We start from the raw sequence: 19,174 nt of genomic DNA, 5'->3' as shown, positions 1-19,174 counted from the left end.
AGGGTTGATCAGCTTGCGCGCGCTGTCTTTCCACTCATAGTCAGTTTAGCAATTTCTCTATCGCCGTTTTGAAACTGGCTTCGAATAGGGCTGATGGGCCAGTCGGTCTGGCCTTTTCTAATCTGACCAACTGGTAAGAGACTGACATTGCGGGCTCAAGTTTGAGAATCTTGACTTTTGCAGATGAGGTTTTTGCCACAAGCGGATCTGTGATTGTAACGCCCAGATTAGATGAGGCCAGTCGGCAACCATTGGCCAATGACGCTTCAATGGAATTGCTCGTGTTGATGTTGGCAGCGTTAATCGTCTTTTCCAAGGACAGTCGTAAGGGCGATGTTCTGCCGGGAAGAATGAGGCGCTCTCTGGAAAGATCTTCCATGGCGACGCATTCCTTTTGCGCAAGGGGATGCTCTTGTGCCACAACAGCAACAGCATCGCCTCTACCAAGCAAAACGCTGAACAACCCCGTTGGCACATATTCACTACAAATCAGCCCGATATCATAGTGTCTTAAGCTGACAAGATCCAAAACACGTTCAGTGCTTTCGGTATCGAAAATAACGCTCAGGCGGGGGTGCACTGCAAGAACCTCTGGCAAAACGACAGAAGCACACAACTTGTTTAGAGAGCTCACGGTTCCAAGCCGAATAAACCCTTCCGATTCAGCATTAATATCCTGCGCAACACGAGAAATATGGTCGAGCCCAACAAAAACCCGCTCAACTTCGTGAAAGAGTTTAGACGCCTGGGCCCGGGGAACCAGCCTGCCGCGCACCCGATTGAAGAGCTGAAAGCCGATTTCCGCCTCAAGGTCCCGGATCAAACGGCTAACTGCTGGCTGAGTAATATTAAGGTTGGCTGCGGCGGCGCTGATTGATCCTGCGATCATTACGGCGCGAAAAGCCTCAATCTGGCGCTGTTGGATGTGATGCATAAAAAGTAGAATATAACATTTCGGCATAGACCGGCAAGAAAATTTGAATTGTGTTCTATTGATTTGCGGCGTTAGGCTGCAACTGTCCAGAGACCGTGGAGGTACTCTGGATCATAAATTTCGGGAGGAAAATACATGGTATCGAAACCATGCGTCGCGATGACACTCGCTGCAGGCTTGCTGGCAACCTGTTTCTCTGTCCCTGCAGCTCTTGCTGCTGATCTGAAGATCGGGATCGCCGGTTCACCAACCTCAATGGACCCCCAGTTCTATGTCATAGGCACCAATAGTGCCATGGCTCGTAATATCTTTGATGGTCTGGTCAATCAGGATGATCGTCAGCAGCTTAAACCAGCCCTTGCAACCGAATGGACCGCCGTTGACGATACGACCTGGCAGTTCCATTTGCGTGAAGGCGTAAAATTCCACGATGGTTCAGACTTCGATGCTGACGATGTCGTGGCCTCTATTGCTCGCGTGAAGCTGGCCTCGGAAAATAGCCCAAGCTCTTTCATGCCTTATGTGAAGGGCATTACTGCGGTAACGGCGATTGACCCGATGACGGTCGAATTCAAGACCGAAACAGCCATGCCGCTTTTGCCCAACAACCTCTCGCGCATTGCTATTTTGCCGTCAGAAGAAGGGGAAACCCCAAGCTCTGATCTGAACACCGGCAAGGGCGTGATCGGAACCGGTCCATTCAAATTTGTCAGCTGGATTCCGGATAGCACCATCGAGCTGGCACGCAACGATGACTATTGGGGCGACGTCTCTGAGTGGGACAATGTAACCTATAAGGTCTTTTCAAACCCATCCGCTCGCGTTGCGTCTCTTCTCTCAGGCGATGTTGACATGATCGAGCAGGTGCCGCCTGCTGATATCGGAACGCTGGAGAATAAAGACGGCGTTGGCATCGTCAGCAACAGCTCCAACCGCGTCATGTATCTACATATGGATCAGGACCGCGACGACTCCCCATTCGCCAAGGGCCCGGATGGACAGAACCCGCTTAAGGATGTTCGCGTCCGCCATGGTCTCTCGTTGGCCATCAATCGTCAGGCGATTATCGATCGGATTATGGACAAACAGGGTGTGCCCGCCGGTCAGCTGGTACCTGAAGGCTATACCGGTTATGTCGATAGTCTGAAGCCGGATCCGTATGATCCCAAGAAAGCCAAGGAGTTGTTTGCAGAAGCAGGCTATCCGAACGGTTTTGATCTGACCTTCCATGCCTCCAACGACCGCTATCCCAATGATAGCCTTGTTGCACAGGCCATCGGGCAGATGTTCACCCGTGTTGGCATCAACACAGACATCGTGACCCTGCCGAAAAGCGTCTATTTCTCGCGCGCGTCAGCGCTGGAATTCAGTTTTATCATGGGCGGTGCAGCCGTCGAAACCGGTGAAGCATCCGGCGTTCTGGGGCCACTGCTAGAGACCTACGGCGACAATTCCGGGCGAGGAAACCGCGGTCGCTATAGCTCCAAGGCTTTCGATGAAGCCCTGCAGCGTGGCCGTAGCCTTCTGGATGCGGATGCGCGGGACAAGGCGCTTCAGGAAGCCATGAAAATCGCCATAGATGATATGGGTGTAATCCCTGTCTTCTTTTTGGCGCATACATGGGGGCTGGAAAATAGCCTGACCTACAATGGCAGAACGGACGGCTACACGCTCGCAGCCAACGTCCATTCGGCAAAGTAATAAGACCCCGCAGTAAGACCCCAAGAGCCAAGGGCGAAGCGATGACATCAAGTCACCGCTTCGCCCTAACAGAAAGACTATGCCATGTCTGCGAAGGCATCCCCGACCAAGAAGAAATCCATCATCATCGATTGCGACCCCGGCGTTGATGACACGTTGGCCATCCTTTTCGCGCTGGGTTCTCCCGAGCTGGATGTAAAAGCAATTACCACTGTTTGCGGCAACGTGCCGCTTGAAGTCTGCACCAAAAATGCACTGAAGATACTGGAGCTTGCCGGTAGAACAGATATTCCTGTTCATGCGGGTTGTGATAGTCCGATGATCGGTGAGCCGATCTTTGGCAAATTTCACGGAGCGGGCGGGCTGGGCAAGCTGGTTTTGCCCGATCCGGTGACGCAGCCATCCCCCCAGCATGCGGTGGGTAAAATGGCTGAATTGTTGCGCGCAGCAAAAACCAACAACGAAAAACTGACCATTTGCACACTGGGGCCGATGACCAATCTGGCCCTTCTAATCAAGCTACACCCCGAGCTGCTCTCATCAATTGAATGTGTAGTTTCTATGGGCGGTGCTTACAGGATTGCAGGCAACCGCACCCTGACATCCGAATTCAACATGCTGGCAGATCCCCACGCCGCCCGTATAGTCTATTCCGCAGGCCTAGACTATGTTGCCCTTCCACTCGATGCCACCCATCAGGCGATGACATCTCCCGAGCGGGTCTCATGGTTTAAGGGCGGGGAGGCCGGTTCGCCGCTCGCTGCGACTTATGAGCTCTTGAGCGGCTGGTCGCGCAACGATCCGCGTCGCTACGGATCGGATGGCGGCCCCATGCATGACCCTCTGGTAACCGTCTATCTGGTTGCGCCACATCTGTTCCAGACCGAACTCGCCAAGGTCTTCGTCGAATGCGACAGCCAACTCTGCTATGGTCAGACGGTGGCTGACTGGTATGGCCAAACCGGAGAAAAGGCGGATGCACAAATCGTCCAGAAAGTGAATGCAGACGGTGTCTTCTCCATCATGAGTGAGCGGATCAGATTGCTCTCCCAAGCAGGGTGATGTGATGGGAAAACGGATATTTCTTTCTTCAGACCCCGGTATCGATGATATGGCAGCCATTCTGTTTGCCCTTGCAGACAGAGACATAGACCTCATCGGCATAGGCGCCGTGGCTGGCAATGTTGCTATGCAAACGGCACTGGAGAATGCACGCTTCACATGCGCGCTGGCGGTCCCATCTTGCAAGGTGGCTTGCTACGAAGGCTCTAGCGGCCCTCTGCTTCGTGAGCAGATTTACGGTGCACACAAGGCGCTTGGCCTGTTTCAAGATCATCTCGTCGATCTTGAAAGCAGCCTACCTGCTGTCGAGGCTGGCGTGGACAATGCGGAAAATAGCGCGGCTCTGGCGATGGCGCAGGCCATCAGGGACGCTGCAGCCATGGGTAACCCGATCACTTTTGTTGTAACGGGACCGATGACAGATCTTGCTCTGGCAATGAAGCTGGCTGGGAAAATGGCTTGCCTCGAAGGAATCGAGAATATCGTTGCCATGGGGGGCGCTTTTGAGGCTCTGGGTAACCGAGCCCCATATGCCGAGATGAATATGCTCGGCGATCCACATGCGGCGCGCATGGTTTGCGAGAGCGGTATTGCACTGACGCTTTTCCCGCTGGATGCTACCTGGACATGCCGCCTGACACATCGGGATCTGGATCAGATTGCACGCGAAGCAGGACTCGTAGGGCAAGTTTTTGCACGTCTTTTCCGTGCCAGTGATCGCGAGAATCCTGAGCTTTATGGCGGTCCTGGCGGGCCCGTTCATGATCTTCTGCCCGTCGTCTGGCTCGTCGCGCCCGAATTGTTTTTGACCCGACGCTCGCGCATTAGCGTGGCCACTGGTCCGGAACTTGCTGGCCACACGAGCCGTGTCCGCAAGAAAATCTGCAGTGATACATCGAGTAACGAAGGGTGTACTTTGCCGCATTGCATCGCTGAGGAGGTGAATAGCGATGGCATACGTGCGTTATTCCTTGATCATCTCAAGTCTCTCGCCCAAACCGGACGCAGGACCAAATCCAACAAGCATCAGAGCTTAACAAACAGGGAGGAAGACCTGCAATGACAGCTTATCTTCTTCGCCGTGGTGGACAGACCCTTCTCACCTTGCTGGTGATGTCAATCCTCGTCTTCGTTGGCGTGTATCTGGTTGGCAACCCGGTGGATGTCATGATCTCCGCAACGGCAACGCCTCAAGAACGCGCCGAACTGATCGTGCGCATGGGGCTCGACCAGCCGGTCTGGGTGCAATATTGGCACTTCCTCAAAGGAGCGCTATCGGGTGATTTGGGAAATTCCTTTCTCTATAACCGCCCCGCGCTGGGCCTCATTTTCGAGCGCATGCCCGCCACACTGGAACTGGCCTTCAGCGCCCTGTTCCTTGGGTTGGTTTTTGGTATTCCGCTTGGGGTGATTGCCGGCCTGCGTCCATCGAAGCCGGAATCGCGCGGCATTATGGCCTTTTCCATCCTTGGTTTCTCGCTGCCCACTTTCTGGGTCGGGCTGATGATGATCCTGCTGTTTGCTGTCAAGCTGGATATCCTGCCAGCCTCTGGCCGTGGTGAGACAATCGATGTGCTGGGCGTGCCGCTGAGCATTTTTACCGCCGATGGACTATCCCATATCTTCCTGCCTGCGCTCAATCTGGCCCTGTTCAAGATATCGCTTGTCATCCGCCTGACCCGAGCAGGCGTATCCGAAGCCTTGCAGTCTGAATATGTGCGCTTCGCGCGGGCCAAGGGGGTGAGCGAATGGCGGATCGTCTTCTTGCATGTTCTGAAGAACACACTCATTCCACTCATCACCGTCGTCGGTCTGGAGCTTGGCGCGTTGATCGCCTTTGCCGTGGTCACGGAAACCATCTTTTCATGGCCGGGAATGGGCAAACTGATCATCGACGCCATCACAACGCTCGATCGCCCGGTTATTCTCGCCTACCTGATGATTACGGTGCTCATGTTTACAGTGATCAACCTGATCGTGGACCTGACCTATACGCTGGTTGACCCACGCGTCAAAATCGATGGGGGATCAGAATGACCGATATGACCAGCAACATGAACGCATCGGGCCCGTCTGAAGACCTTGCCGCCCAGATTGCAGCGGCCAACAGCTTCCCGCCCGAGCCACCTGCACGGCCCATTCGCAGCGCCATCAAGCGCGTCCTGACAGACCCCTTGGGGCTTGTGGGTACGGTGATTGTTGTGGTGATGCTCCTGGCGGCCTTATTCGCTCACTGGATTGCGCCGCAAAACCCTTATGATCTGGCCGTGCTGGATATCCTGGATAACCGCCTGCCGCCGGGCTCGGAAAGCTTTTCGGGCATGACCTATTGGCTGGGCACAGATGATCAGGGGCGCGACCTTTATAGCGCCATTCTCTATGGCCTCAGGACCAGTATCTTCGTGGGTATTGCCTCTGCTGGTATTGCGCTGGTGATTGGCTCTGTGATGGGGCTCATTAGCGCCTACTTTGGTGGTCGCACCGACACGCTGGTTATGCGTCTGGTCGACATTCAACTCAGCTTTCCTCCCATTCTGGTGGCGCTTATTCTGCTGGCCATTCTGGGGCAGGGCGTTGACAAGATCATCGTTGCCTTGGTGGTGACCCAATGGGCTTATTATGCACGAACCGTGCGTGGTGCGGCTCTCGTGGAGCGCGGGCGAACCTATGTGGACGCGGCCCGCTGTCTGGCTTTGCCTTCGCGCATGGTGACCATGAACCACATTTTGCCAAACTGTCTGCCGCCGCTGATTGTTGTTGCTACCATGCGTGTGGCCTATGCGGTCAGTCTGGAAGCCACTTTGTCCTTCCTCGGCATCGGTTTGCCGGTGACTGAGCCTTCGCTTGGTCTGCTCATTTCGAACGGCAACAAATATATGCTCTCCGGTGACTGGTGGATTTCAGTCTTCCCCGGCGTGGCCCTGTTGTTGCTGATCGTCGGCATCAACCTTGTAGGCGACCGCCTGCGCGATGTGCTCAATCCGAAGTTCAAGGACTAGATCATGACTACAAATATGACCAGCAGATCTGACTATGCTCTTGAATTGCGCGGCCTTGAAACCGTTTTTGACGGCGACAAGGGAGCCGTTGCCGCCGTTCGCAACGTCAATCTGGCCATCAAGCCGGGTGAAATTGTAGGTTTGGTGGGCGAATCCGGGTCCGGCAAGTCGGTGACAGGCCTCTCTATCATGGGCCTCATTGACCGGCCGGGCCGGGTATCAAAAGGTGAAATCCTGCTCAATGGTGAGGATCTGCGCAAAGTGTCCGCCAAGCGTCTGCGCTCTCTCAGGGGCGATCGCATGGCGATGATCTTTCAGGACCCAATGATGACCCTCAACCCGGTACTCCGGATCGATACGCAGATGATTGAGGCCATCACCGCCCATGATCCCCGCATTGACAAGACGGTTGCCCGCAACCGCTGTCGCGATGCGCTCGGTATGGTGGGGATCCCCGACCCAGAAGAGCGGCTCTATGCCTATCCGCATCAATTCTCCGGCGGTATGCGTCAGCGTGTCGCCATCGCCATTGCCATGCTCAACAATCCCGATCTGATCATCGCTGATGAGCCGACAACGGCGCTTGATGTGACCATTCAGGCGCAGATCATTGCCGAGATGCAAAAGCTCTGCAAAGAGCGCGGCACGGCGCTTATCTGGATCACCCATGATCTCACCGTGGTGGCTGAACTGACCCAACGCGTCTATGTGATGTATGCGGGATCAGTTGTGGAAGAGGGCCCTCTGGATGATGTTCTCGACAATCCGCTTCATCCCTACACGCAAGGACTTATCCGGTCCATTCCATCGGACAATGACCCCGGTGCGCGTCTGTTCCAGATACCGGGCATGACGCCCCCCATTGACCGGATGCCCAAGGGGTGCCGGTTCCATCCGCGGTGCCCTTATGTTCAGCTTGATTGCCTGAACGACATAGAGCTGACCCAGACCAGCGCGGCGCGCTCGGTGCGGTGTGCGCATCCGATCAATCAGGGAGAACAGGTCTCATGATCTCCAATAGCGAAAAACAAGAAGCGCAGCTAAAGGCTTCCCTGGATCAGCAGGCACCCTTGCTGGAAATCGATCATGTCACGCGCCGCTTTGAGCGTAAGCCTGATTTTGCCGCCAAACTGGCCGCCCGGTTGGGTGCGCCCATCAACCGCCGCACGGTGCATGCCGTAGACGATGCTTCCTTTGTCATTCATCAGCGTGAAGTGGTCGGGCTGGTCGGTGAATCCGGCTGTGGCAAGTCGACCCTCGGGCGTATCGTAGCGGGCATTGATGACCCGACAGAAGGTCGCATTCTCTATCGGGGGCAGGATGTTGCCCATGCTTCAGGGGAAGCGACCAGAAAATTCCATCTCAAGATCCAGATGATCTTTCAGGATCCGCTCGATTCTCTTAATCCGCGCTACCGTATCGGCAAGTCCGTTTCCGAGGCTGCCCGCTATCACAAGGTCGTGCCAGAAGAGCAGATGACCGAGCATATCGAGAAAGTGCTCCTGCAATGTGGTGTTGATCCCACCACCCAGAACCGCTTTCCGCACCAGTTCTCTGGTGGTCAGCGACAGCGGATCGGGATTGCCCGCGCGCTGGCATTGCGTCCGGATTTGGTGGTCTGTGATGAAGCCGTGGCATCTCTTGACGTCTCAATTCAGGCCCAGATCATCAATCTGTTCATGGATCTGCGTGATGAATATGATCTGGCCTATTTGTTTGTCAGCCATGATATCGGCGTTGTGCGTCATATCTCCGACAGGGTTGTCGTGATGTATCTGGGCCGGATCGTAGAGCAGGGGACAACGGCGGAATTGTTCGCCAAGCCAAACCATCCCTACACTCAGGCACTCTTAAGTGAAGTCCCCAGCCTGAAACGGCGGCATTCCTCTTTCCATACGATCAAGGGAGAGATACCTTCGCCATTGAAACCACCCTCGGGCTGTCACTTCCATCCGCGTTGCCCTCATGCCATGGAACGCTGCAAACTGGAACGGCCAATGCTCAAGGCGGTTGCTTCAGGGCATATGTCTGCCTGCCACCTCAATGATGAAGGATAGGGCGGGCTCCCATCGCCAATGGGACAATGTGCCCCCAGCTTAGTGCCGTGACGAAAAGGACAAGCAAAATGATTACGGTTTTCGGTTCCATCAATCTCGATATGGTGATCCGTGTTGCGGATTTTCCCCGCCCCGGCGAGACCATCACCACCCATGGTTTTGACATGTCCGCTGGTGGCAAGGGCGCCAATCAGGCGCTTGCCGTCCGTCGGGCTGGGGGCACCGTGCGCATGGTAGGGCTGACCGGAGCAGATAGTCATGCTCAGCTTGCGCTTGCTTTGCTTGAGGAAGCCGGTGTTGACCTCACGCGCACGAGGGCCTGCAAGGAAAGCACCGGACTGGCCTTCATTCAGGTGGAAGACAGCGGTGAGAATACCATCGCCATCGTCAAGGGTGCCAATGGGGAGGTTACTCCTCAAACCGCAGACAATACACTTGGTGATCTCGCAAAGGGTGACCTTTTGCTATTGCAGCAGGAAATCCCCTTTGCAGCCATCAATCATGCCCTTGATCTGGCAAAAAAGGCCGGAGCCAAAAGCGTGCTCAATACCGCACCCTTTCAGGACGCCTACCTGCCTCTGGCCAACAAAGCCGATGTGGTTATTTCCAACGAAACCGAATTTGATGCCCTGATGCCTGGGGCCGACCCTATGGAACAGCGGGCAAAGGCTTTCGTGGCTCAAAAGGATCGCTTGTTGATCGTAACGCTGGGCGCCGAAGGTGCGCTGGTGGTCGAACCGGGTAGGGAACCAGTTCAGGTGCCGTCCCCCAAGCTGGACAAGGTGGTCGATACTACAGGAGCTGGTGACACCTTCTGCGGTTATTTCTGCCAGATGATGGCCGATGGAGCCGATCCTGTCTCCGCCACTCGCAAGGCGGTGAAAGCAGCAAGTCTGGCCTGTTGCAAGAACGGGGCTCAACCGTCCATCCCGCTCGCGGCAGATGTGGCCTGAGTTTTTTCTCGGATCTGTCGTCTATTCAGGTCCGGTTCCACTCTTTAATGGAGTTTGATCATGTCTTTTCGTGGTGTCTTTCCCTATCTCGTCTCGCCTGTCACCTCTGATGGTGTCGTGATGAAGGGCATACTGACTGATCTCGTTGATCATCTCGTCGAGGCCGGCGTGCATGGGCTGACCCCGCTGGGCAGCACTGGCGAATTCGCCTATCTCTCACAGCAGCAACGCAACGAAGTCGTGGACACCGTGATCAAGGCGAACAAGGGGCGGGTGCCTGTCATTGCGGGCGTGGCCTCAACCTCGACCGCAGACGCTGTCGCCCAGACCCGCCACATGATCAATGCCGGAGCGGACGGCATTCTTGCCATTCTGGAAGCCTATTTCCCGGTCAGTGAAGCCGGGGTCGAGAGCTATTTTACCCAGATTGCCAAAGCTGCGGATGGCAAGCCCGTTGTGCTCTATACTAACCCGCAATTCCAGCGCTCAGACCTAACCTTGCCGGTTATCGAGCGCTTGAGCCAAATCGATAATATCCGCTATATCAAGGATGCCTCAACCAATACCGGGCGCCTGCTTTCCATCATCGAACGCACCAGAGGGCGTATGGAGGTATTCTCCGCCTCCGCGCATATTCCCGCCTGTGTCATGATGATTGGTGGCGTGGGCTGGATGGCTGGCCCCGCCTGCATCGTGCCTAAACAGAGCATCGCGCTTTATGAAGCCGCCCAGAAGGGTGACTGGGACAAGGCGATGGAGCTGCAACGACCTCTCTGGCGGATCAATGAAATCTTTGCCAAATACTCCATAGCGGGATGCATCAAGGCTGCCCTAGATCTGCAGGGCTTCAAGGTGGGCGACCCCATTTCGCCCCAGGCGCCCTTGGGCAAGGAAGCCCGCGATGAAATCGCCGCGGTTTTGCGCGAAGTGGGTGCTTTGAGCTAGAACGTCAAGCGCCCCTTTAGACAATACAAACAGCGCAGAGGCGACTTACCGTCATGGAGTTCCTATTTCCAGAAAAGTTTTCCCGCACCGCCTGATATGACTAGGGTTACATCTTTTAGCGCCGAGATAGGAGAAACCCCGGGGGGAACCGCGACAAACCGCGGTTGCCACTCCGGATGGAATTTCTGCTTGAAGGCACGCAGCCCTTCGAAATTATAGAAGGACCGACCGTGCCGATACATAATGGCTCCGAAACGGTTCCAAAGACGGGCACCTTTGCGCACTTGCAGACCCGCAAGCGGAGCAAGACTGAGGCTGAATTCCGCAGCACCGGTTCTACGAGAATACTCGATCAGTTCAATGAATAGGAATTCCATAACGCCGTTGGCCTGTTCAGGCGGGTAGCGCATCAGGTCTATTGAAACGCGAGAGCCGTCCCCCGGACGAAGAATATTGGCAAAGGCCACAATCTGCCCATGGTGCTTGATGGTGGCAATCGGGAAATTCTGCAAATAGTCCGGGTCAAACCGTCCTAACGAAAAGCCTTTTTCTCCACCAATCTTGTCCGCAATCCACGCATCTGAAATCGACTTCAATTGAGCTATCAAAGTTGCATCGTGAGGGGCTTCATTGATAGACAATTCGAACCCATCCTTCAGTGCCTTATTGTGTGCTGAACGCATGGATTTGAACTTACTGCCAGCAAGGGTGAAATCGCGCAATAGAATTTCGGCTTCTTCCCCGATCTTATGGAGGGAAAAGCCCATTTCGATCCAGAGCGAAAGATAGGCTTTGCTCACCTCGAACATGACTGGATGAGCACCGTTATCGTAAGCCTCTTCCCAAAATGACCAGACGAGGGGCTCGATAGAATCCCTTGGTCCAACAGGGTCAGAATAGGCGATCCACTTGTTGCCTTGCACCGCATACATGATGAAAGCATCTTCACTGTCGTTAAAGAACAGCTCCTTGTCTCCGGTCAGAGCCAAACAGGCTTTAGGGTCATTCTGCTGATCAATGATGGCGCGGGCTTTCTGTAGGGCCGATTGATCAGGAGGCCTAGTATGGAAAGTCGCAGGCTGAATGGCGAGCCAAACAGTTACGAACAAAAAGAAGGATGATCCGGCCAATCCGGCGCGCAAAGCACGGGAGGTATTAGCTATGCTTGAAAAATCAGTCCAGAGATCTGTGCTGTACGGGGTCGCCTCATGCATGAAGAAAAACACTGTTGCTGCACTGACCGCTATTCCGCCCGCAAGAGCAAACCATCCCGGGCTTAGTACACTACGGGTCAATTTGGCCGAACGGTTAAAGAGGCTTCGAAAAGGCCAAAGCACAATCGCCGTAGTCAGCAGCAACAGGACGCTATCCAGATCGAGTTTGTTCATCAAAGCTGCACCAGAAGCTACAGCGAGAGCAGCTAAAGTGAGCCAGTAGGCTCCGGATATTCTGCGCACAAGTCCTTGGCTCAAGATGACCAACAAGACACCCAAAACGGCAGAGAGGAGGGCGCCACCCTCAAGAAGAATGGAAGCCAGCAGATCATCGGGATCGATTTCATCAGGCCGGACTGAAGGCATGAGCGCAATAAGAACCAGATAACTGCCTATGCCGAAGACAGCGAGGCCAATAAGAGTGGGAGCCACGCCACTGGCTGCCTTCATGACCGGACGGAGAGGCTCAGACACATCGCCGAACAGTCTGGTGATAAACCCACCGGCAAAGCGGGCTTCATTGATTGCGACAAAGGCTAGGGCAAGAGCAAAGGGTATAAGATAATAAATAAGCCGATACAGAAGCAGCGCAGCGGCGATCTGATCAAGCGGCACACCCTTGGGCAGCGCTGCAATAATAATGGTTTCGAAAACACCGACACCGCCCGGCACATGGCTCAGAACGCCCGCCATTGATGCGGCAGCAAAGACTGGCAGAAAGGTAAGAAAATCAGGGCGAGCCCCCGGCAGCAAGACATAGAGCGTAAGGGCTGCCATGGAGGTGTCAATCAAGGTAAAGGCCAACTGAGAGAAAAGCACTCCCGGCGTTGGTGCCGAGAGTTCGAATTTGCCCAATCGTAGGCTCTTTCCGTTCAGAGACATAAGCAACAGGAATAGCACGACGGCCACAGCGGCCACGCCAGCCCAAACTCTGAGGCTGTCGGGTGCGATTGGCAGAATATTCACCAGCGCGTAAGGGTGAATCGCCAGAGCAGCAAGGCCGATCACCGTGATACCGAAGCCGAAAGCGAGCGCTGCAAAGGTCGAAACGCTAGCAATCTCGAACAAACTCAAGCCAAAAGCCGAATAGACCCTATAGCGCACGGCACCGCCAGAAATCACGCTGACACCGATTGTGTTGCCGAAGCTGTAGCCAAGAAATCCGCCCACTGCGATGGCATTGGCAGGCACTTTCTTGCCTAGGGACCGCAAGGCTGACCAGTCATAACCGATCAACGCAACATATCCGGCAGCCGTTGCCAAAAGAGCAGACAACAATGTCCACCACGGGGTCATGCGCACCTGAGCAATAACGTCTGCCGCCTTGACTGGCTTTAAAAGGTGATAAAGCGCGTAAACACCGAGCACGAACAAAACGAGAGCAAGCAGTATTGGCGCCGTTTTTCTTGCATAGGAAGCCCAATCAGATTGAGCTAGGCTATCGGAGTTTGAACTGGACAAGCTGGTCTCTCGCTTTTCAAATTAGCAAAATCAGGACCAACGAGAGCTGGAACATTGATTCGGCCCGATTAGAATCGCCTAATTACTGAGCATTTGCGACAGTTTACTGGGCAAATTTCTTACAAATTTGTAAGAATAACTCAATAACTTCCGCAAATATCGACGACAGAACAGACAAATGCCCAAAGCGCCTGAGCAGACACCGCAAACGCAAGGGAAGGCTTAGTGCAAAGAACACCAAGACGCACTCCGATACTACCGTTTAAAGCAACGATAAAACCATCAAACATGTGCAGAGCTATTCTTCCGGCTCGAACCCGAAATTCGGCGCAAAGGCCTGAATCGCTTCGATAACTTCAACAATCCTCGGATCGGATTTTCTCTCGAGCAAAACATAGATCCCCATGAGCCAGCGAGGGATTTCCTCATCTGGAGCCATTTCAACTTGAACAAGCCCCTTACTGCTAAGAAAACTATTCAGCTGTGTCGAATGAACCAGCACCATGTCGGTTTCCAGCACCATATCAACACAAGCCGTCATGGAATTTGACATGAAGGTGTGGCCAAACCAGTCAGACCGAGGCTCATTTGCATCTGCACGTTGGCCGAGTTGTCGGTCTTCGGGTTGAACAGCGATACATGTTGGCCATTGGGTGATCTCTTCGCGATGACGCGGTTCCGCAAGCAGGGGGTGCTCAGGCCGGACATAATAGGCATCGGCAGCCATGCCAAGAGGTATGAATTCTACTTCGCTACGTTTATTGAAGTCTGGGATAATATGCCCGACGAACAATGAAATATCACCGGCGAGCAGATGGTCCATACAGGCCATCATGTTCCCGACACTGACATTGATAGAAACCTTTGGAAAAGCCTGATGATGCTTGATTAAATAATCTTTGAAGAATTGCGTCCAGGTAGAATACCCCGTACCAATACTTATACCATGCTCGCGTTCTTCACGAAGTTGATCAATATTGTCTATAGCATTTGCATAAATCCGGCGCATAAGATGCGCACTTTTATAGAGAGTCTCACCATAAGTGGTCAGACGCACACCGCGAGAGGACCGCTTGAACAGTTTGACCTTCATTTTTTCTTCAAGCTTCTTGATGTTGTAGGTCAAAGCAGGTTGAGATATCAATAACTTACTGGACGCCGCAGCAAAAGACCCTGCGTCTGCGACTTCAAGAAATTGCTCTAGCGTGCGATCCATTTTCCGATTTCTCCCGAATAAACGGCGCTCTCAGCTATAAAATTCATTTATATTAGAGCCGTTTTTTTGTATTGGATTTAAAGCCTCGAGAAATCTATATTCGCGTCAAGCCATTTGTCAATTCCAGTAAACCTGAAATTGTCATATGCAAAAAGAGGGTATTTTTGCGAGTGATTGCACTATAACACACAGTTATCCGACCATGGTGGAGGCTTCAAAAAGTAGTCATGCCGGATAATACGTAAAAATACTTTCTTTGTCTCAAGTTTAAAATTCTCGTTTCGAAAGGGAGAAAGTCATGAGACTTGGAAAGATCGGAACACTTCTGGTTGCTTCAATCGCATTCGGGGCTCTTAGCTCTTCTGCATCAGCTCTTACACTCAAAGTGTCGGATTCTCACAACAACAATCACTCAACTGTTGTCGCACTGAATGAGTTCAGCTCTGCAATTGAAGAGCGCACCGGTGGTGACGTCGAGGTGCAGGTATTTGGCGCAGGCGTGCTCGGTACCGAATCCGAAATGATCAACCAGCTGCGCATGGGTATTCTGGATATGGTGCGGACTGCACCAACGGATCTGGAAAAATTCAACCCGGTCTACAGTGCTTTCCTGCTGCCGTATCTCTTTAAAGATGCAGCTGGCGTTGAAAAAGCCATGAACGCAGTCAAAGATGATGTGTTCCACTCTCATCCGGATTCCGGTTTCATGGGCCTTGCTTGGAATACTGCAGGGGCTCGTAGCTTCTACACCGTAGACAAGGAAATCAACAGCCCGGCTGATCTGGAAGGCTTGAAAATCCGTGTGCCGAACAGTCGTTCAATGACACAGGCTGTCGAAATGCTCGGAGCAACGGCAACGCCTGTGCCTTGGGGTGAAGTTTACACAGCTCTGCAGCAGGGCATCGTGGATGGCGCGGAAGGGAGCCCGACCTCTCTGATCGACGGCAAGTTCGTTGAAGTCATTCGTCACTTCTCCTTCGATCGTCACTTCACCATCCCGGACGTGCTGATCATCAGCACCAAAACCTGGGACAAGCTGAACGACGAGCAGAAAGCAATCTTCAAGGAAGAAGCGGAAAACTACACCAAGCGTGTTGCTGTTCTTGAAGAAGAAAAAGTTGCGAAGGCGATCGAGCAGTCCAAAGAGCAGGGTGTAACCTTCAAGGATGTTGATCTGGACCCCTTCAAAGCGCGCGTTATGCCGCTCTATGACGAGCTGCGCGCCAACAATGAAGAAGCTGCCGAGATCGTATCTCGCATTGAAGCAGCTCAAGAGTAAGGTGAGCGGTATCTAACCCTCGTATGATGTGTTTCCGGCTAAAGCCGGAAACACTGCCTTTCTCCTCTAATTAAGGCACAAACCTTCATGGTGAAATTTCGGAATTATTTGGAAAAGGCTGTGTTGTCTCTGATCACGGTCTTTCTGGTCCTGCTCGTTGTGATGGCATCCTGGCAGGTCTTCGCACGCTACATTCTTAATGCTCCGCCCCAATTTACGGACGAAGCCATGCGGTTCACGATGATCTGGTTGGTGTATCTGGGGGCTGCTCTCGCCTTTGGTATCACTGATCGCCACATGTCACTTGGACTTTTCAAGGATATGTTCAAGGGGCGGACCCGTATCATGTTTGAAGTCTTCAGCTTCGCATGTGTTTTGGTGTTTTGCCTGATCGTCATGATCAAGGGCGGCATCGCATTGGTCCTCATAGGTGAGGGTCAGTATTCGGACAGCATGAACCTGCCTATGAACTGGGTGTATATGATTATTCCCTTCTCGGGATTCCTTTCAGTCCTGCTCAAAACCCAAAATTTTGTTGAGGTCGTTAAAGATATAAGGAGCGGTTCGAATGGATACTAATCTCGTCATTATGATCCTGTTGCCGTTGTTTCTGGTCTTCATGTTCTCCGGCATTCCGATTGCGATCGGTATCGGCCTGAGTTCCCTAGCGGCAATCCTCGTTATTCTGCCATTCGACATGGTTGCCTTTCAGGGCGCCCAGAAGATGTTTGGCGGCATCAACAGCTTCGGCATGCTTGCCGTACCTTTCTTCATGCTCGCTGGCAACATCATGAACCATGGTGGCATCGCCAGAAAACTGATCGATCTTGCTCTCATGTTTGGTGGCCGCATGCCAGGCGCTCTGGCGCACGCCAACGTTATGGGCAACATGCTGTTTGGTACATTGTCCGGCTCTGGCATGGCCTGTACGGCTGCCATTGGCGGCACCATGGCCCCGATTCAGAAAGAAAAGGGCTATAATCCAGCCTTCTCCGCTGCGATCAATATTGCATCCGGCCCCGTAGGCATGCTTATTCCGCCAAGCGGGCTGTTGATCCTGTTCTCGATCGTCAGTGGTGGCGTTTCTGTTGCTGGCTTGTTCATGGGGGGCTGGATTCCCGGCATCCTTTGGGGTGTTGCTGTGATGGTTGTTGCCTACTTCATGGCAAAGAAGCACAACCTGCCGACAGAAAAGTCTGACCGCACGTTCGTTCAGAAGCTGAAAGTCTTCTGGGACGCCGTTCCTGCTCTGATGCTGATCGTCATCGTTATGGGCGGCATTGTTGGCGGTGTGTTCACCGCTACGGAAGGTGCTGCGGTTGCTGTTGTCTACAGCCTTTTGCTTTCTTTCTACTACAGAACCATCAGTGGCAAAATGCTGCTGAAAACCTTGAGCGATACCGCCCTTACAACCGGCGTTATTCTCTTTTTGGTGGCCGTTTCGAGCTTGATGAGCTGGATCATGGCTTATGCCCAGATCCCGCAGATGATCGGCGAAACGCTTCTGCAACTGACCGATAACCGTATCGTTCTGCTGCTGATCATCAACATCTCCTTGCTCATTCTGGGCACCTTCATGGACGCCACACCAGCGATCCTTATTTTCACACCGATCCTGATGCCAATCTGTACCGGCATGTTCGGGATGGATCCGATCCACTTCGGCGTAATGATGATTTTCAACCTCGGTATCGGGAACATCACTCCGCCTGTTGGCTGCGTGCTCTTCGTGGGTGCGGCAGTGGGAGATACGAAGATCGAAAAGATCATTCCGTTCCTTCTCCCGGTCTTCGCGGTTCTATTCGGTGTGCTGTTGCTTGTTACCTACGTTCCGTCCCTGACGCTGTTCCTGCCACGCCTTATCGGGCTCTGATCACAGGTTCCTCGTCACTGAAAATGGCTCTTGGCCGCCAATTTTGGCGACCAGGGTCTACGGTGCTGGCCGCATCTCAGTTTAACTCATTCACATGATTACAAACTCGAAAGCCTAGCTTATGAAAAACGTAAAAATCGCATATATCGGAGGAGGCAGTCAGCAGTGGGCTCTGCACCTCATGGCCGACCTCGCTCTTTCCAAAACCCTTAGCGGCAGTCTCGTTCTGTATGACATCAACAATGAAGCTGCTGAAAAGAACAAAGAAGTCAGCAAGCACATTTTCTCCCGCCCGGAAGCAACCGGAAAATTCGAAGTTGAGGTCGAGGCCGATCTCGACCGCGCACTGGCTGGTGCGGATTTTGTCGTTATTTCCATTGAACCTGGCCCGACCGAAAACCGTTTCATAGACCTCAAGATCCCTGAAAAATATGGCATCTACCAAAGCGTTGGTGACACGACGGGCCCTGGCGGCATCGCTCGCGCCATTCGGTCTATTCCGGTCATGGCTGATTTCGCCAATCACATCATGGACGTTTGCCCTGATGCATGGGTCATCAACTACACCAACCCTATGGCATGGTGCACCGCGGCTCTCGTAGCCGCCCAGCCGAACATCAAGGCCGTTGGTTGCTGCCACGAAGTGTTCCACACGCAGGAAATGCTCTGCAAGTGGGTAAGCGAGCATTATGATGTGCCGCTTCCAGCACGTCATGACATCAAACTCGACATTGCTGGCGTGAACCACTTCACCTTCGCAACAGGCGCACAGTGGAACGGCCAAGACATCTTCGAAGAATTTAAGTCGGCCATGAAGCCTCTTGATGTTGATACCCTGAAAGCCAATGCTGCAAACCGCACCAAGGAAGAGCTTTGGTTTGACTCCGACTTCGAGATTGCCAAGGATCTGTTCAAGCGCTTTGGCGTACTTGGAGCAGCGGGGGACCGCCATCTGGCAGAGTTCATTCCATGGTATATCAAGAGCGGTGAAGAGCTGAATAGCTGGGGCGTTGTTCTCACGCCATACGAATGGCGCGTCAAACGCCAGGCATCGCAGGACGAAGCCCGCCAGGAATTCCTTGATTCCGACCTCAAACCTTCGGGCGAAGAAGGTGTCTTGATGATTGAGGCGCTCAGCGGTGCTTCCGACAAGCCTTGCCGTACACAGGTGAACATGCCGAACACGGGGCAGAACAACTTTGCTCCTTTGGGCAGCATCGTGGAAAGCTACGGTCTGGTCAGCGAAAACAAGATCGAAACCGTATCTTGCGGCATTCTGCCTGCTGCTGTGCAGTCCCTCGTGAGCCGGAACCTGACGGTGCAGGGCCTTGTGCTGGAAGGTGTCATGGAAAATGACAAGGAGAAGATCTTCAGTGGCTTCATGATTGATCCGCTGGTCGCCAACTCTCCACGCGACTGCGAAGCCCTGTTCGAAGAGCTCTGGACTGCTCTAGAGAACCTCAAAGACTAAGGCGCAAGC

At 53.4% G+C, this 19,174-nt stretch carries 16 protein-coding genes; 13 read left to right on the top strand and 3 right to left on the bottom strand.

Annotated elements, in window-relative coordinates; all coding sequences use genetic code 11:
* Positions 1-40: 40 nt before the first annotated feature.
* Positions 41-889: a LysR family transcriptional regulator gene (locus ACKPCT_RS06635; RefSeq protein ID WP_407652457.1), complete on the bottom strand. Its 849-nt coding sequence runs from the start codon at positions 887-889 to the stop codon at positions 41-43.
* Positions 890-1,069: 180 nt separating this feature from the next.
* Here ACKPCT_RS06635 and ACKPCT_RS06630 point away from each other — a divergent pair, with 180 nt between their 5' ends.
* From ACKPCT_RS06630 to ACKPCT_RS06590, 9 genes are all read left to right on the top strand, one after another.
* Positions 1,070-2,635, top strand: coding sequence for an ABC transporter substrate-binding protein (locus ACKPCT_RS06630; protein ID WP_319568734.1), 1,566 nt, complete (start codon positions 1,070-1,072; stop codon positions 2,633-2,635).
* 84 nt (positions 2,636-2,719) lie between these two features.
* Entirely contained in the window at positions 2,720-3,697 is a 978-nt protein-coding gene (locus ACKPCT_RS06625; RefSeq protein WP_319568733.1) for a nucleoside hydrolase, read from the top strand.
* Positions 3,698-3,701: 4 nt separating this feature from the next.
* Positions 3,702-4,760, top strand: a complete 1,059-nt coding sequence (locus ACKPCT_RS06620; RefSeq protein WP_319568732.1) for a nucleoside hydrolase — start codon at positions 3,702-3,704, stop codon at positions 4,758-4,760.
* Positions 4,757-5,734, top strand: coding sequence for an ABC transporter permease (locus ACKPCT_RS06615; RefSeq protein WP_319568731.1), 978 nt, complete (start codon positions 4,757-4,759; stop codon positions 5,732-5,734). The genes ACKPCT_RS06620 and ACKPCT_RS06615 overlap by 4 nt, the downstream gene beginning before the upstream one ends.
* A gap of 5 nt (positions 5,735-5,739) precedes the next feature.
* On the top strand, positions 5,740-6,696 hold the full coding sequence (locus ACKPCT_RS06610) for an ABC transporter permease (protein ID WP_407652479.1): 957 nt from the start codon (positions 5,740-5,742) through the stop codon (positions 6,694-6,696).
* Positions 6,697-6,699: 3 nt separating this feature from the next.
* The gene (locus ACKPCT_RS06605) at positions 6,700-7,707 is read left to right on the top strand and encodes an ABC transporter ATP-binding protein (RefSeq protein ID WP_319568729.1); all 1,008 of its coding nucleotides are present in this window, start codon (positions 6,700-6,702) and stop codon (positions 7,705-7,707) included.
* Complete coding sequence (locus ACKPCT_RS06600; protein ID WP_319568728.1) at positions 7,704-8,753, top strand: ABC transporter ATP-binding protein; 1,050 nt, start codon at positions 7,704-7,706, stop codon at positions 8,751-8,753. The genes ACKPCT_RS06605 and ACKPCT_RS06600 overlap by 4 nt, the downstream gene beginning before the upstream one ends.
* A 68-nt stretch (positions 8,754-8,821) precedes the next feature.
* The gene (locus tag ACKPCT_RS06595; protein WP_319568727.1) at positions 8,822-9,706 is read left to right on the top strand and encodes a ribokinase; all 885 of its coding nucleotides are present in this window, start codon (positions 8,822-8,824) and stop codon (positions 9,704-9,706) included.
* A gap of 60 nt (positions 9,707-9,766) precedes the next feature.
* Entirely contained in the window at positions 9,767-10,651 is an 885-nt protein-coding gene (locus ACKPCT_RS06590) for a dihydrodipicolinate synthase family protein (RefSeq protein WP_090074790.1), read from the top strand.
* 62 nt (positions 10,652-10,713) lie between these two features.
* On the opposite strand, the gene mprF is transcribed toward ACKPCT_RS06590, so the two are convergent.
* Both mprF and ACKPCT_RS06580 read right to left on the bottom strand, forming a co-directional pair.
* Positions 10,714-13,326 carry a bifunctional lysylphosphatidylglycerol flippase/synthetase MprF gene (mprF, locus tag ACKPCT_RS06585; RefSeq protein WP_319568726.1) on the bottom strand — a complete coding sequence of 871 codons (2,613 nt, stop codon included), beginning with the start codon at positions 13,324-13,326 and terminating at the stop codon, positions 10,714-10,716.
* A gap of 298 nt (positions 13,327-13,624) precedes the next feature.
* Positions 13,625-14,542, bottom strand: a complete 918-nt coding sequence (locus tag ACKPCT_RS06580; RefSeq protein WP_090074792.1) for a LysR family transcriptional regulator — start codon at positions 14,540-14,542, stop codon at positions 13,625-13,627.
* 298 nt (positions 14,543-14,840) lie between these two features.
* On the opposite strand from ACKPCT_RS06580, the gene ACKPCT_RS06575 reads away from it, so the two are divergent.
* The 4 genes from ACKPCT_RS06575 to ACKPCT_RS06560 all read left to right on the top strand — a co-directional run bounded on the left by ACKPCT_RS06575 (position 14,841) and on the right by ACKPCT_RS06560 (position 19,165).
* Complete coding sequence (locus tag ACKPCT_RS06575; RefSeq protein WP_090074793.1) at positions 14,841-15,821, top strand: TRAP transporter substrate-binding protein; 981 nt, start codon at positions 14,841-14,843, stop codon at positions 15,819-15,821.
* 120 nt (positions 15,822-15,941) lie between these two features.
* Entirely contained in the window at positions 15,942-16,400 is a 459-nt protein-coding gene (locus tag ACKPCT_RS06570) for a TRAP transporter small permease (protein ID WP_175528159.1), read from the top strand.
* A complete protein-coding gene (locus ACKPCT_RS06565; protein ID WP_319568725.1) occupies positions 16,390-17,694 on the top strand; it encodes a TRAP transporter large permease in 1,305 nt (434 codons plus the stop codon). Before ACKPCT_RS06570 ends, ACKPCT_RS06565 begins: the two co-directional genes overlap by 11 nt.
* 121 nt (positions 17,695-17,815) lie before the next feature.
* The gene (locus ACKPCT_RS06560; RefSeq protein WP_319568724.1) at positions 17,816-19,165 is read left to right on the top strand and encodes a family 4 glycosyl hydrolase; all 1,350 of its coding nucleotides are present in this window, start codon (positions 17,816-17,818) and stop codon (positions 19,163-19,165) included.
* Positions 19,166-19,174: the final 9 nt, after the last annotated feature.

Origin of the sequence: Cohaesibacter marisflavi, assembly GCF_963665895.2 — a bacterium.
GTDB classification, from domain to species: Bacteria; Pseudomonadota; Alphaproteobacteria; order Rhizobiales; family Cohaesibacteraceae; genus Cohaesibacter; species Cohaesibacter marisflavi.
This window is presented reverse-complemented; position numbering and strand designations above follow the sequence as displayed.

Coding starts and splice junctions, on each gene's coding strand:
- ACKPCT_RS06630 (WP_319568734.1), top strand. CDS start 1,070: ATGGTATCGAAACCATGCGTCGCGATGACACTCGCTGCAGGCTTGCTG.
- ACKPCT_RS06595 (WP_319568727.1), top strand. CDS start 8,822: ATGATTACGGTTTTCGGTTCCATCAATCTCGATATGGTGATCCGTGTT.
- ACKPCT_RS06615 (WP_319568731.1), top strand. CDS start 4,757: ATGACAGCTTATCTTCTTCGCCGTGGTGGACAGACCCTTCTCACCTTG.
- ACKPCT_RS06605 (WP_319568729.1), top strand. CDS start 6,700: ATGACTACAAATATGACCAGCAGATCTGACTATGCTCTTGAATTGCGC.
- ACKPCT_RS06635 (WP_407652457.1), bottom strand. CDS start 889: ATGATCGCAGGATCAATCAGCGCCGCCGCAGCCAACCTTAATATTACT.
- ACKPCT_RS06625 (WP_319568733.1), top strand. CDS start 2,720: ATGTCTGCGAAGGCATCCCCGACCAAGAAGAAATCCATCATCATCGAT.
- ACKPCT_RS06590 (WP_090074790.1), top strand. CDS start 9,767: ATGTCTTTTCGTGGTGTCTTTCCCTATCTCGTCTCGCCTGTCACCTCT.
- ACKPCT_RS06560 (WP_319568724.1), top strand. CDS start 17,816: ATGAAAAACGTAAAAATCGCATATATCGGAGGAGGCAGTCAGCAGTGG.
- ACKPCT_RS06580 (WP_090074792.1), bottom strand. CDS start 14,542: ATGGATCGCACGCTAGAGCAATTTCTTGAAGTCGCAGACGCAGGGTCT.
- ACKPCT_RS06575 (WP_090074793.1), top strand. CDS start 14,841: ATGAGACTTGGAAAGATCGGAACACTTCTGGTTGCTTCAATCGCATTC.
- ACKPCT_RS06610 (WP_407652479.1), top strand. CDS start 5,740: ATGACCAGCAACATGAACGCATCGGGCCCGTCTGAAGACCTTGCCGCC.
- ACKPCT_RS06600 (WP_319568728.1), top strand. CDS start 7,704: ATGATCTCCAATAGCGAAAAACAAGAAGCGCAGCTAAAGGCTTCCCTG.
- ACKPCT_RS06620 (WP_319568732.1), top strand. CDS start 3,702: ATGGGAAAACGGATATTTCTTTCTTCAGACCCCGGTATCGATGATATG.
- ACKPCT_RS06565 (WP_319568725.1), top strand. CDS start 16,390: ATGGATACTAATCTCGTCATTATGATCCTGTTGCCGTTGTTTCTGGTC.